The sequence below is a fragment of the Limnospira indica PCC 8005 genome (assembly GCF_000973065.1).
GTDB classification, from domain to species: domain Bacteria; phylum Cyanobacteriota; class Cyanobacteriia; order Cyanobacteriales; family Microcoleaceae; genus Limnospira; species Limnospira fusiformis.
In genome coordinates this window covers 4,845,820-4,859,743 of the sequence record NZ_FO818640.1, presented here as the reverse complement: position 1 = coordinate 4,859,743, position 13,924 = coordinate 4,845,820, and the positions used below count along the sequence as shown (strand labels likewise).

General features: G+C 46.4%; 11 protein-coding genes and 5 pseudogenes. 14 read left to right on the top strand and 2 right to left on the bottom strand.

Annotation, left to right across the window (positions count from 1 at the left end; all coding sequences use genetic code 11):
• Positions 1-380: 380 nt before the first annotated feature.
• From XZ46_RS21375 to XZ46_RS21365, 4 genes and pseudogenes are all read left to right on the top strand, one after another.
• Positions 381-960, top strand: a pseudogene (locus XZ46_RS21375) (IS607 family transposase); the annotation flags it as partial.
• Between the two features lie 127 nt (positions 961-1,087).
• Complete coding sequence (locus XZ46_RS38445) at positions 1,088-1,285, top strand: hypothetical protein (protein ID WP_157234559.1); 198 nt, start codon at positions 1,088-1,090, stop codon at positions 1,283-1,285.
• Positions 1,286-1,291: 6 nt separating this feature from the next.
• The gene (locus XZ46_RS21370; protein ID WP_006668493.1) at positions 1,292-2,065 is read left to right on the top strand and encodes an RNA-guided endonuclease InsQ/TnpB family protein; all 774 of its coding nucleotides are present in this window, start codon (positions 1,292-1,294) and stop codon (positions 2,063-2,065) included.
• Between the two features lie 292 nt (positions 2,066-2,357).
• Positions 2,358-3,058, top strand: a pseudogene (locus XZ46_RS21365) (IS630-like element ISAtsp4 family transposase); the annotation flags it as partial.
• Position 3,059: 1 nt separating this feature from the next.
• Here the strand turns inward: XZ46_RS21365 and XZ46_RS21360 are convergent.
• Positions 3,060-4,130, bottom strand: coding sequence for an IS4-like element ISAtsp3 family transposase (locus tag XZ46_RS21360; protein ID WP_006669216.1), 1,071 nt, complete (start codon positions 4,128-4,130; stop codon positions 3,060-3,062).
• Between the two features lie 167 nt (positions 4,131-4,297).
• Between XZ46_RS21360 and XZ46_RS34680 the strand changes: the two are divergent.
• Positions 4,298-4,669, top strand: a pseudogene (locus tag XZ46_RS34680) (transposase); the annotation flags it as partial.
• A 4-nt stretch (positions 4,670-4,673) separates the two neighbouring features.
• Here the strand turns inward: XZ46_RS34680 and XZ46_RS33170 are convergent.
• Positions 4,674-5,264: pseudogene (locus XZ46_RS33170) on the bottom strand (IS630 family transposase); the annotation flags it as partial.
• A gap of 70 nt (positions 5,265-5,334) precedes the next feature.
• On the opposite strand from XZ46_RS33170, the pseudogene XZ46_RS33165 reads away from it, so the two are divergent.
• From XZ46_RS33165 to XZ46_RS21305, 9 genes and pseudogenes are all read left to right on the top strand, one after another.
• A pseudogene (locus XZ46_RS33165) lies at positions 5,335-6,212 on the top strand (IS630-like element ISAtsp1 family transposase).
• Positions 6,213-6,262: 50 nt separating this feature from the next.
• Positions 6,263-6,523 carry an AbrB/MazE/SpoVT family DNA-binding domain-containing protein gene (locus tag XZ46_RS21335; RefSeq protein ID WP_006623765.1) on the top strand — a complete coding sequence of 87 codons (261 nt, stop codon included), beginning with the start codon at positions 6,263-6,265 and terminating at the stop codon, positions 6,521-6,523.
• Between the two features lie 21 nt (positions 6,524-6,544).
• Entirely contained in the window at positions 6,545-6,814 is a 270-nt protein-coding gene (locus XZ46_RS21330) for a type II toxin-antitoxin system PemK/MazF family toxin (RefSeq protein ID WP_006623767.1), read from the top strand.
• Between the two features lie 169 nt (positions 6,815-6,983).
• The gene (locus XZ46_RS21325; protein WP_008053744.1) at positions 6,984-8,525 is read left to right on the top strand and encodes a type I restriction-modification system subunit M; all 1,542 of its coding nucleotides are present in this window, start codon (positions 6,984-6,986) and stop codon (positions 8,523-8,525) included.
• A complete protein-coding gene (locus XZ46_RS21320) occupies positions 8,522-9,433 on the top strand; it encodes a PDDEXK nuclease domain-containing protein (protein ID WP_228116392.1) in 912 nt (303 codons plus the stop codon). The genes XZ46_RS21325 and XZ46_RS21320 overlap by 4 nt, the downstream gene beginning before the upstream one ends.
• A 141-nt stretch (positions 9,434-9,574) precedes the next feature.
• Positions 9,575-10,153, top strand: coding sequence for a restriction endonuclease subunit S (locus tag XZ46_RS21315; RefSeq protein WP_006621085.1), 579 nt, complete (start codon positions 9,575-9,577; stop codon positions 10,151-10,153).
• 128 nt (positions 10,154-10,281) lie between these two features.
• A complete protein-coding gene (locus tag XZ46_RS30640; RefSeq protein ID WP_081587642.1) occupies positions 10,282-10,395 on the top strand; it encodes a type II toxin-antitoxin system RelE/ParE family toxin in 114 nt (37 codons plus the stop codon).
• 9 nt (positions 10,396-10,404) lie between these two features.
• Positions 10,405-10,713 carry a HigA family addiction module antitoxin gene (locus XZ46_RS21310; protein WP_006623772.1) on the top strand — a complete coding sequence of 103 codons (309 nt, stop codon included), beginning with the start codon at positions 10,405-10,407 and terminating at the stop codon, positions 10,711-10,713.
• 62 nt (positions 10,714-10,775) lie between these two features.
• Entirely contained in the window at positions 10,776-13,871 is a 3,096-nt protein-coding gene (locus tag XZ46_RS21305; protein WP_008053737.1) for a type I restriction endonuclease subunit R, read from the top strand.
• Positions 13,872-13,924: the final 53 nt, after the last annotated feature.

Sequence of the window (13,924 nt, the reverse complement as noted above, 5' to 3'; positions counted from 1 at the left end):
TGATGGGAAACTATCAAGCACGGTTCTGAATGGGAGAGGGTGAAGGTGACTTCACTCTCGACCCCTAACCCTTTAAGGGGAAAGGATGTGACTGAAAGCTAATGCCTAACTGTAATGGTTAGGATATGCCCACTAGTCACGGTGTGGATATAGAGACTGCGACAAATAAGAGTGTTTATGACGAGAGCGAGTTTAAAGACTACGATGTTGTATTTAGCTCCAAAAGTTGAAGTCACAAAGCAGGGAGTTGTTGCCCTGTTCCCGATGTCAAAAGGGGTATCTACATCAGGAGCCGTATGAGGTGAAAGTCTCAAGTACGGTTTTGAATTGGAGTTGGGGAAGGTGACTTCCCTTTCGACCATAACGTTGAGGATAAACCTATTGCCAGATATGTCAAACCCAAGGAAGCCGCCCAAATCCTTGGAGTCCATGAAAGAACACTCCGCAGATGGGACGACAATGGCTCAATCGAGACCATCAGAACCCCCGCTGGGCAACGACGATAAAACGTTGAGTGATATACTGCTGCCAAATCAGGCAGTGACAAACGCAAAGTCGTTATCTATGCCAGAGTTAGTAGCCGCGCCCAGCAGTCAGACCTCAACCGACAGGTGGCCGGCCGCACTGTCCAACCTCTACCCCGAAGCAGAAGTCGTCTCAGAAATCGAAGGCGGGCTCAACTTCAAGGGAAAGAAAATGCTGGCTTTACTGGGACATCATTTGTCAGGAGATGTCGGCATGGTTGTCGTTGCCCACCCAGACCGATTGGCAATATGGGGATTTGACTTGTTTCGATGGCTCTGTGAGCAAAACAGGTGCTCACTCATGGTTCTCAACCAGACAAGTCTCAGTCCAGAACCAGAAATGGTTGAGGACATCCTCACTATCCTCCACTGCTTCAGTTCCCGATTATACGGACGGAGTAAATACAAAACTCAGGTCAAAGAAGATCCGGATTTACCCCAGCCTAGAGCTAAATCAAGTCTGGCGTAAATGGCTGGCTGCTTGTCGGTATTGCTACAACCAAGCAATTGCATTATCTAGGAGTGGTAAACGACTAAGCAAACTGAAATTACGCAACGAAGTGATGCAGAGCGACTTGCCTGCATGGGTCAAAGAAACACCCTGCCATATTCGGCAGAATGCTATCTTTGATGCCTATCTCGCCTTTTCAGCCAGTCCTGGCGCAAGGTTTAGGAGCTGTCGGGATAGTTCTCAAGCCATCAAGTTTAACGATGCTAATTTCTCTTCAGGGAGTTGGTATCCAAGACTCACGAAAGGATGAACTTTCATGGTTTCCGAACCCATCCCTAAAACTTGCGGGCAAGGGACTCAGTTGGTGTTTACCAAAGGTCGATGGTTGGCGATTTTCCCTGAACCAGTTGCCGTTACCCCAACTGAAGCGAATGGCGTAATTGCATTAGACCCGGGTGTCCGAACTTTTATGACCGGGTTTGATGGCTCTCGGTTTCTGGAATTGGGCTCCGGAGATATAGGACGCATCACTCGGTTATGTCAACATTTGGATGATTTGATGAGCCGAATCGCCAAGGAACCCTGTCGTTCAAGGAGGCGACGGATGAGGCAAGCGGCTCAACGAATGAGAACCAAAATCCGCAATCTAGTTGATGAAGCCCACAAACAAATTGCTCACTACTTGACTCACAACTACAGCCTAATTTTTTTGCCCACCTTCGAGACTTCCGATATGGCTAGTCAGGTAAAGCGGAAAATCAGGTCTAAGACTGCCCGCGCCATGCTGACATGGGCGCATTATCGATTCAAACTAACCCTGAGACATCAAGCCGAGATAACTGGAACCACAGTTGTAGATGTGACGGAAGAATACACCAGCAAAACCTGTACTCACTGTGGTCATGTGCATTCCCAGCTAGGTGGCTCAAAAGTGTTCCGATGTCCTGAGTGTGGGTTCACTCTACCCAGGGACTGGAACGGTGCTTTTGGAATCTTTCTAAAAGCTTTGCGGGATACCGCCTCTGTTACCTTAACGGGTAATAGTGCTATCGTCGCCTTGTCAGGCAATAGCCGGATAAATGTCGCGTAAATGTATCAGTGAAGAGCAACGGCGTTAGCCACCCCCAGTTTGAGAAATCATAACTCTAGGATTGAAGTGGGGAACGGAAGGCGTGAGGGATAACCATTACCCCAAAATCCGACCACTGCCAACCATCCATGATTAGGGAAACCGAATGTCCGGCTTGAACCATCGTAATGAACAGGTAGCGAAATACAGCCTTTATCTCAATCATTAAGCACATTAACAACACTTGGTAAACCAGTTATATCAAGTTCGCTTAATCGGTTATAATATCAGTGACCAATGCCAAACTTGCGTTATGCCCAGACGAATTAGTATAGCTCCCCACTTAAGTACCGAAGAACTTGGCCGGGCTGATCACCAAGCCCAAGAGGGCTTGGAAAGTCGCCAATATCAAATTATTTGGTTGTTGGCTAAGGGGAAGACCACGGAGGAAGTCCAAGAAATTACGGGCTACAGTCGCATCTGGATTTATGAATTGGTAAAGAGATACAACCAATTGGGATTAAAAGGGCTGGGTGCGCGCCGAAAAGGAAATCCCGGACATCCACCGTTAATTGATGATGTGACTCAAGCTCAGTTATGGCAAGCCCTGCAAGGAACAGCGCCGGATGGGGGACTTTGGAACGGTCGCCAGGTGGCAGACTGGTTGACAGGAGTAACTGGACGAAAAATTAGCCGACAAAGGGGATGGGAGATTCTGCGACAAATGACATTTCGGCTTCGTGTACCGAGACCGGCTCACATCGAAAGTGACGAAGACGAGCAGCAAGCCTGGAAAAAAAACTGGTAACGGAGTTAGAGGGACTTCGCCGGAGATACCCTGATGCACAGGTGCAATTGTGGAGCGAAGATGAACACCGTCTGGGACTCAAACCGGTGATGCGACGTATTTATGTAGCGGAAGATTGTCAACCACTCGCCCATATTAATTGGAAATTCGAGTGGTTATGGCTATATGGTTTTGTGAGACCGGAAACGGGAGAGACTTATTGGTGGACTAAGTACAGGACAAAAGTTGTAGAGCCTGGTGAAACCGCCCTGAAAACAAAGGCAGATTAGAGAAAGTGCGGCGTAGAAAATCGAAGCCAGTGCGGAAAAGACTCTGGGAGCGTCGTCCGTGAGCCTTCAAAGGAATGGGTGAACCTTGGTGAATCCACAAACCCACCTTCATAGCCCAAGTAAAAGCCAGGCTAAGCAAAGCCAATAAACGGCTCAAGCGCTCAGGGTCCTTAAAGTGAGTCGATTCGAGACAGAAGCCCCGAGTCTTCAAGGCTCCGAAGAGGTTTTCAATACCCCAACGCCGAGCATAGTCGGGGAGGGCCGTTTCGGGGCAAGCGTTAGTGATGAGAATCAACAACTCCCCCGAATCAGCCAGACGAGAGCCAATGACGTAAACCTGCCGTCCCCAAACCCAACGGCGACCCGAAAGCTGGCGAAATTCTCCGGGTCGCAGAGAATCAAACATTCGTTCGCCGCTACGCCGAGTTCCTCCTAACTTAGGACTAATCAGCTCGCTGTGGCGGATGCGTAGGCGGAAAGGAACCTCGGGGTCGATGAGAAGATACGAGAGCCAATCTCGCCCCACAAATTCCCGGTCAGCGGTCAGACAAGCCACCTCCACGTCAGGAAATAGTGCCTCGAAGCGGTCGAATAAGTCCATGCGTTCGCCACTGTTGCTATTGCCCTTTTTGTCAAGCATCGTCCACAGCAGGGGAAAGGCAATCCCCTCGTGGACGACTGCCAACATCAAGATGTTGAAATGGGTTTGACCGAAAGACCAACAGGTGCGGTCGAGACTAAGAGTCCAAGGTTGGGGAATGTCAATGAGGCTAACGACGAAACGGGCAATCTCTGCCCGGTCAAATTTGAATTGCCGAAAAAAACGTTGTAATCGCTGGTAATTTGAGGAAATTTGCACAGGATTTGCGAATACAGTCGCTATTTCCATCAGATTAACCGTCTTTGTTTGGAATAGCGCCATCAGGAACAGGCAGACAAAGTTTAATCTCGCCCCGTGCCAGGGCAAGTGAGGGCGCAAAGTGTCTCGTAATCGGTTAAGCTCGTTCATGAGAGGGAAGTTTGGTTTGTGGTAATTCCGATGTAACCCTCTCACCCCAACTTGGCGCTACCCCCCCACCCCTCGACTTTCACCTCAGCCCGGAGCGCCCCCTTCAGAATTTTCGGCTAGATTCCCTTTTGGCTAAGACTTTCAGCTTTTTTGTCCTGTACTGAGATTGGTGGATTATACCTTACGTCAATACAACTCTATTTAGTCGAGTGTTACAGGAGTTTGCTGCCGAATTTAAATTAGGTCCAAATCAACACATTATGTTAGTGGTTGATCAAGCCGGATGGCATATCAGTAAGAATCTGAAAGTACCCGAAGGACTGCATTTAATGTTTCTACCGTCCCATTCCCCGGAACTACAACCAGCAGAAAGACTGTGACCTCTGGTAGATGAACCCATTGCCAATCGTTCATTTGAGAATCTTGATCAGCTAGAGGAACTCTTGTGTGCTCGCTGCCGAAGTTTGTGGAAACAGCGCGAATTAATTCGAGGCTTGACCAGTTTTCATTGGTGGCCTCAAACCGAGACTTTACTATAATTGATTATCCGGACTTGATATTATTCAAACACTGTAAATCCACAAGGCTTACCGCCACTTCTACCAATCTCACTAATAATTCCATGGTCTCCGTCCTGAACTTGCACACTAAACTTTTGAGCTGTGACCACATCATCTCTATCGGGTTAAACTCAGGGGAATACACCGGCAGATATTCTACCCTGGCTCCTACTGACTCTATCATTTCTTTGACTTCTTCTCGATGATGAGAATTTCAGTTATCCATTACCACTACATCTCCTTTTTTAAATTTTGGCAATAAATCTAACTTGATGAATTGGAGAAAATCCTCTTTTTTCATTGACCCTTATAATGTTTGAGTCGCCACCACTCCGGAGAGCTTAATTGCACCAATTATTGTCATTTTTTGACCTCGATAGGATTTCCGCAGTTCATAGACTTTTTTCCCTTTCGTAGCTCTGGCTAACGGTCTGCTCATCCCTACCCATAACCCACTTTCATCAATAAACACAAGCTTTTCAGGAGCCACATCTCTAATTCTTTACCAATAATCTACTCGCGCTTTCTGTACTTCTTCAGTTACTACTTTTTCGCTCCTGTATATTTTTTTTTGAGACTTATAGCACAAGACAGAACACTTAGGACGTATAATGGAGAGGACGAGATGACTAAGAAGACCAAAAATGCCAGCCCCCTATAGTTACGACCTCAGACAAAAAGTTATTGATGCCATTGAACTAGACGGTATGCCCAAAACAGAAGCCAGTCAAGTTTTCCATGTCAGCCGGAACACCATTAATCTCTGGCTGCAAAGAAAAGCACAGACCGGAGACTTCCTCCCTAAACCTCATCACCGACCTGGCAATAACCACAAAATTACCGACTGGCAAAAATTCAAGGCTTTTGCCCAAGAGCATGGCGACAAAACAGCAGCTCAAATGGCTGAACTTTGGGATGACGACATCTCTCCTCGCACCATATCCAGAGCCTTGAAGAAAATTGGCTTCACCAGAAAAAAAAACTTACGGCTACCAAGAACGTGATGAGCAACAGCGAGAGGAGTTTATGGCTCAGATTGAACAGATGGAGCCACAAGAAGTGGTCTACCTCGATGAAGCCGGCATGAATAGTCAGGACTCGGATTACCCTTATGGTTACTGCGAGGAAGGAAAACGCTTCCATGCACTCAAATCAGGGAAGAGGCAGGGCAGGGTAAGTATGATAGCCGCATGGTGTCATCAACAACTCTTAGCTCCCTTTAGCTTTGAGGGTTGTTGTAATCGGACAGTGTTTGAGTTGTGGTTGGAGTTCATCTTAATTCCAACATTGAAGCCAGGTCAGACTCTAGTATTGGACAATGCAACGTTTCATAAAGGGGGACGGATTGCTGAACTGGTGGAGGCAGCTCAATGCCGTTTACTCTATCTTTCGCCTTATTCGCCAGACCTCAACAAGATAGAGAAATGTTGGTCGTGGCTGAAAGCCCGTATTCGCCACTGCACGTGAGCAGTTTGATTCTCTCCATGATGCCATGGATTCCGTTCTCAAAGCTGCGTCCTAACCACCTTGACTAATGCTATAATTACATCCTGCTTTTCAAGCCATCCCAGCATGAGCAAAATGATTAGAACCCGAATCGTTAAAATTGGCAACTCCCAAGGTGTGCGTATTCCTAAACTGCTTTTAGAGCAAAGTGGTATTCAGACAGACGTTGAAATCGAAGTGGAGGGCGATCATCTCACGATTCGCAACGCACGACGGTTACGCACAGGCTGGGAGCAAGCCTTTGCAGCAATGGCGAAAGAACAAGATGATGTTCTTCTCGATCCAGTCAACAGTACCGATTGGGAGCAAAGCGAATGGGAGTGGTAGCGATCGCATTTCGATGTTTTTTTGGTTAATCTTGACCCCACAATTGGCAGTGAAATTCAGAAAAAACGACCCTGTGTGATTATCTCACCGGATGAAATGAACGGTTATATTACCACGGTGATTATTGCCCCAATGACGACAAAAGGGAAAGCCTACCCGACGCGAATTTCCTGCCAGTTTCAGGGTAAGGAAGGGCAAATTGTTCTCGACCAAACACCATCGATAAAGCTCGATTGGTCAAAAAGATGTTTTCCCAATGAGCCAAGGGACGGCGCGATCGCTCTACCCTGATCTAATCCTAGGTCATCAGTGCGAGAATCCCACAGAGGCTCTCTGATATGGTGAGCCTTGAGTATCCCGACATCTCGAACCGCTGGATTATAATACCTAATACTTGCTAAAATACAAAACCGAGGTCACACTGACCATTATTCAAAACCTTTGAACCATAATTTGGACAATGACGAGTACCCAACAACGCGCCGCCCTGCAACGCCAAATCTGGCAAATCGCCAATGATGTGCGCGGCTCAGTCGATGGCTGGGATTTTAAGCAATATGTACTCGGCACGCTGTTTTACCGTTTTATCAGTGAAAACTTTACTAGCTACGCCGAGGGCGGCGATGACAGCATCGACTATGCCAAGCTGTCCGATAGTGATATTCCTGACGACTTCAAAGATGATGCCATCAAAACCAAAGGCTACTTTATTTATCCCAGCCAGTTGTTTGCTAACATCGCCGCTAGTGCAAACACTAACGAAAGCCTGAACACTGACCTAGCTGCGATTTTTGCGGCGATTGAAAGCTCTGCCAATGGCTACCCCTCGGAGCCAGATATCAAAGGGCTGTTTGCTGACTTTGACACCACCAGCAACCGCCTCGGCAACACGGTTAAAGATAAAAACCTGCGCCTGGCTGCGGTACTAAAAGGGGTGGCAGGGCTGGATTTTGGTGGTTTTGATGCCAGCCACATCGATCTGTTTGGCGATGCCTATGAGTTTCTGATCTCCAACTATGCCGCTAATGCGGGTAAATCGGGGGGCGAGTTTTTTACACCGCAGCAGGTTTCCCGGTTGATTGCCCAGCTTGCCATGCACCAGCAAACCAGTGTTAATAAAATTTATGACCCCGCCTGTGGTTCGGGTTCGCTGCTGTTGCAGGCTAAAAAGCATTTTGATGATCACCGGATTGAAGAGGGTTTTTATGGGCAGGAAATTAACCATACTAACTACAACTTGGCGCGGATGAATATGTTTTTGCATAACATCAATTACAACAAGTTTAATATTCAGTTGGGGAATACGTTAACTGACCCGCATTTTGGGGATGAAAAGCCCTTTGATGCGATCGTCTCTAACCCGCCTTATTCCGTGAAGTGGGTTGGGAGTGATGACCCGACGCTGATTAATGACGATCGCTTTGCGCCTGCGGGGGTGCTTGCGCCTAAGTCTAAGGCTGATTTTGCTTTTGTGCTGCATTGCTTGAGTTATTTATCTAGCAGTGGTCGCGCGGCGATCGTGTGCTTCCCTGGTATTTTTTACCGTGGCGGTGCGGAAGCCAAAATCAGAAAGTATCTGGTAGATAACAACTACGTTGAAACGGTGATTGCCCTCGCGCCTAATCTGTTTTTCGGTACTACGATCGCTGTGACGGTTTTGGTGCTATCTAAGGACAAGCCCGACTCTACCACCCAGTTTATTGATGCTAGTGGCTTGTTTAAAAAAGAAACGAATAATAACACCCTGACCGATGACCATATTGCGGAAATTATGGGGGTGTTTGATAGCAAAGAAAACGTTGATCACTTTGCCCGATCGGTGCCTTTTGAAGAGATTGCGGCTAATGATTACAATCTGTCGGTTAGTAGCTATGTGGAAGCCAAGGATACTCGCGAAAAAGTTGATATTACCCAGCTTAATGCTGAGTTAAAAACTACTGTGGCGAAGATTGATCGCTTGCGGGCTGAGATTGATGCGATCGTGGCGGAGATTGAAGCATGAATAAATCAAAACGTCCTATTGCTTTGATCGATGTGCCTGATGGCTATAACATCTGGTTGAGGGAACTCAAGGAACGAATCCATAAAGCCCAACAAAAAGCGACATTAGCCGTTAATCGTGAATTGGTTTTGCTTTATTGGCAAATTGGGCGGGATATTTTGGCTCGGCAAGCTGAACAGGGCTGGGGAGCCAAGGTTATCGATCGCCTTGCCCATGATTTGCGTAGTGCATTTCCTCAGATCAAAGGTTTTTCGCCACGCAATCTTAAATATATGCGAGCCTTTGCCCATACATGGACAGATATTGAATTTGTGCAAGAGGTGCTTGCACAATTACCCTGGTATCATCAATTGGCACTTTTAGATAAGTTAGACAACAATGAAAAGCGTATTTGGTACGCTCAAAAAGCTATAGAAAACAATTGGTCGCGTAATGTGCTGGTGATGCAGATTGAAACCCGCTTAATTGAGCGGCAGGGTCATGGGGTTTCTAATTTTGAGCAGCGTTTGCCTAAGCCAGATTCCGATCTTGCCCGTGAATCGATTAAAGACCCCTATCGCTTTGATTTTTTGGGTCTGACTGAGGAGGCTCAGGAGCGTGAAATAGAAAGGGCATTAGTTAAGCACGTTACACAATTTTTGTTGGAGTTGGGTGCAGGATTTGCTTTTGTGGGTCGTCAGGTGTTGCTGCAAGTGGGTGAGGAGGAGTTTTTTATTGATCTGTTGTTTTATCATCTGAAATTGCACTGCTATGTTGTGATTGAACTGAAAGCGGACAAGTTTAAGCCTGAGCATTTGGGGCAGTTGGGGTTTTATATGACGGCGGTGGATAGGCAAATGAAGGCTAAAGAGGATGGGGTTACGATCGGTTTGTTGTTGTGCAAAAGCAAAGACAAGGTGGTGGGCTGAGTATGCTTTGGGAGATAAAAGCCAGCCTATGGGTATTGCGGAATATAAGTTATTGGAATCTTTGCCTGTTCCGTTACAAACTCAATTGCCGAGTATTGAAGAGATTGAGCGGGAATTGATGGGGTTTGATGGAGGTGTGGGATGAGCGGTAGGAATTTCCTGGGGAGGCTGTTAGATGGGGCGGCGGTGGAGTGGAATACCTTGGGGGAGATTGCTGAGATCAATACTGGACAGAAGCCAACTGAAATTTTTGATAACGCGACAGATTATGATTACATTAACGCAGGAACAACTAGATCTGGATATACCGCAAGCAGCAATTGCGAAGGCGACACAGTTACAACGCCATATCGAGGTCAAGGGGGAATTTGCTATGTTGGATATCAAAAGACCCCGTTTTGGTTGGGGCCGTTATGCTACAAGCTACGATCAACAGATGAAGCTCTACTCATCAACAAATATCTTTTCTATTTTCTTCAGTCAGAAAGCGATCTGCTTTTAGGTCTAAAAAAAGAAGGGGGAGTGCCCGCAGTCAATAAGTCCGATTTGGCTAAATTAGAAATCCCGATCCCACCCCTTGCCATTCAAGCCGAAATCGTGCGGATTTTGGACACTTTTACAGCGTTGACCGCCGAACTGACCGCCGAACTGAGCGATCGCCAAAAACAATATAACTACTACAGCGATTTACTGCTCACCTTTCCTAAAACGGAGGCATAGATGACTAACTACAAGGCGATCGCCCAATCCAATAACGCGATCATGCTGGCTCAACTTCCATCTCTCGGAAAAGAAAGAATTTTTTCTGAGAAATTTGCGCTTGACGTTTAACGTGACTCGTTGAACGCTTGGTAGGCAGTAGAATCGGTCAGTATAGTATCCGAATTAATGACCAATGGAGAATTTGCTTTGGGTGGAAAGATGGGGATGCAACAGATGTAGAAATTGTTGACTATCACTGAGGTGGAATCATGACAAAAAATAAATTAGATAAATTGACCCCTGTACATCCTGGCGAAGTCCTGTTAGAAGAATTTCTCAAGCCCATGAATCTGAGTCAAAATCAGGTTGCTCTAGCCTTGCGTGTACCTGCACGTCGAATTAATGAAATTATTCACGGTAAACGTAGAATTACGGCAGATACAGCCCTACGTTTAGCCTATTATTTCAATATGTCCGCCCGGTTTTGGATGGGTTTGCAAATGGATTATGATCTGGATGTAGCTGAAGATGCAATCGGAGAAAAATTAAAAATGGAAGTTTGTTCCCGGCAAGACTAACAGTAAAGCAATACGAATATTACCGCGATTTACTACTCACCTTTCCCAAAACGGAGGCATAGATGACCGACTACAAGGCGATCGCCGAATCCAATAACTTTATCATTCTGGATCAATACACCAAAATACCGCAGAGCAATAGTTACCAAAGCGAAAGCGATTTACAGCGCGAATTGATTCAGGACTTAGTTAATCAAGGCTATCATTACCTGCCGAAATTAACCAAACCCCAAGCCATGTTAGCCAACGTGCGCGAGCAGTTGCAGACCCTCAATCATGTGCAGTTTACCGATAGCGAATGGCAGCGCTTTGTAGAAACCTTTCTAGATAAACCGGGCGACAGCATTATTGAGAAAACCCGCAAAATCCATGAAAACTATATCCATGATTTTGTATTTGATGATGGTCGCATTCAAAACATCTACCTGCTGGACAAAAAGAACCTTCCCCGCAACAAAGTACAAGTGATCGAACAATTTGAACAAAAGGGGACCCAAGCCAACCGCTACGATGTGACCATCTTAGTCAACGGCTTGCCGCTAGTGCAAATCGAACTCAAAAAACGCGGCGTGGCAATTCGTGAAGCCTTTAACCAAATCCATCGCTACAGCAAAGAAAGCTTTAACGCCGAACATTCCCTCTATAAATATTTGCAACTGTTTGTTATTTCCAACGGAACCAATACCCGCTACTTTGCCAACACCACCCAGCGCAATAAAAATAGCTTTGACTTCACCATGCACTGGGCGAAAGCCGATAACACCCTGATTAAAGACCTGAAAGACTTTACCGCCACCTTTTTTGAGAAAAACATCCTCCTCAGTGTCCTGTTGAAGTATTCGGTGTTTGATGTAAATAACACCTTGCTGGTGATGCGCCCCTACCAGATTGCGGCCACCGAGCGCATTTTATGGAAAATCAACAGCGCCTACCAAGCCAAACACTGGAGCCGTCTTGAGGGCGGCGGCTATATCTGGCACACCACCGGCTCCGGCAAAACCCTAACCAGCTTCAAAGCGGCGCGGCTGGCGACGGAGCTAGATTTGATCGACAAAGTGTTTTTTGTGGTCGATCGCAAAGACCTCGACTACCAAACCATGAAAGAATATCAACGCTTTTCGCCCGATAGCGTGAATGGCTCTGACAGCACTGCGGGGCTGAAGCGTAATCTGGAGAAAGATGACAATAAAATCATCGTTACCACCATCCAGAAACTCAATAACCTGATGAAAACCGAAAGCGACCTAGCCATCTATAAAAAGCAAGTGGTGTTTATTTTTGATGAATGCCACCGCAGCCAGTTTGGTGAGGCGCAGAAGAACTTACGGAAAAAATTTAAACGGTTTTATCAGTTTGGATTCACTGGGACGCCCATTTTTCCGCAAAACGCCCTGGGCGCAGACACCACCGCCAGCGTCTTTGGTCGTGAATTGCATTGCTATGTAATCACCGACGCGATCCGTGATGAAAAAGTGCTGAAGTTCAAGGTGGACTACAACGATGTTCGTCCCAAGTTCAAAGCGATTGAAACCGAGCAAGACCAGCAAAAACTGAGCGCCGCCGAAAACAAACAAGCCCTGTTACACCCCGATCGCATTCGCGAGATTTCTGAATACATCTTGAAGAACTTCCGCCAAAAAACCCACCGCTTGCAAGGGGGCGGCAAAGGGTTTAACGCGCTGTTTGCGGTGAGCAGTGTGGACGCTGCCAAGCTGTATTACGAAACATTTAATAAGTTGCAAAAAGACCGCGAGAAACCTTTGAAAATCGCGACAATTTTTTCCTTTGCAGCCAATGAAGAACAAGAAGCCGTGGGGGAAATTTTGGATGAAAGCTTTGATGTATCAGCTATGAACAGCAGCGCCAAAGAATTTTTAAGCTCGGCGATCGCTGACTATAACGCCCTGTTTAAAACCAACTTCAGCGTAGATAGCAACGGTTTCCAAAACTACTACCGCGATCTCGCCAAGCAAGTAAAAGCCCAAGAAATTGACCTGCTGATTGTCGTGGGGATGTTCCTGACGGGATTTGATGCGCCCACACTTAACACCTTATTTGTGGATAAAAACCTGCGCTATCACGGTTTGCTGCAAGCCTATTCACGCACCAACCGCATTTATAATGCTACCAAAACCTTTGGCAATATCGTCACCTTCCGCGATTTGGAACAAGCCACCATTGACGCTATTACCCTATTTGGCGATAAAAACACGAAAAACGTGGTGTTGGAAAAAAGCTACAGGGAATATATGGAGGGCTTTACGGATGCGGTGACGGGTGAAGCACGGCGCGGCTTTTTGGAAATAGTCACGGAATTAGAGGAGCGTTTTCCCAACCCCGACGAGATTTTTTTAGAAACAGACAAAAAAGACTTTGCCAAGCTATTTGGCGAATATTTGCGCGTTGAAAATGTGCTGCAAAACTACGATGAATTTGCCAGCCTGAAAGCCTTGCAACAGGTGGATATAAATGACCCGGCGGCGGTGGCAGCGTTTAAAGAGGAACACTATTTAACTGATGAAGACCTGACGGCACTGCAAGCGATCAAAATTCCGAGCGATCGCACCATTCAAGATTACCGCTCCACCTACAACGATATCCGCGACTGGTTACGCCGGGAAAAAGCGGACGGTGAACAAGCAAAATTGGCGATCGATTGGGATGATGTGGTGTTTGAAGTGGATTTGCTGAAATCCCAAGAAATAAATCTGGATTACATTCTTGAGCTAATTTTTGAGCAAAACAAAAAGAATCAAAATAAAGGTGAGTTGATCGAAGAAGTGCGCCGCTTGATTCGAGCCAGCCTAGGCAATCGAGCCAAAGAAAGCCTGATTGTAGATTTTATTAATCAAACCAATCTCGATGAGATGGCAGATAAGGCGAGCATCATTGATGCTTTCTTTAAATTTGCCCAAGCGGAGCAAGCCCGCGAAGCAGATGAGTTGATTCATTCAGAAGGCTTGAATGAAGAAGCGGCGCGACGCTATATCAGTGCCTCGCTGAAACGCAAGTTCGCCAGCGAGAATGGGACTGAGTTAAATTCAACACTGCCTAAAATGAGTCCGCTTAATCCACAATACAAAACCAAAAAGCAGAGCGTTTTCCAGAAAATCTCGGCGTTTGTTGAGAAGTTTAAAGACGTAGGCGGGCAGATTTAGGACTACCCATTCACGAAAAAACGATAGGGAAGCCATTGTACCAAAACCCATAA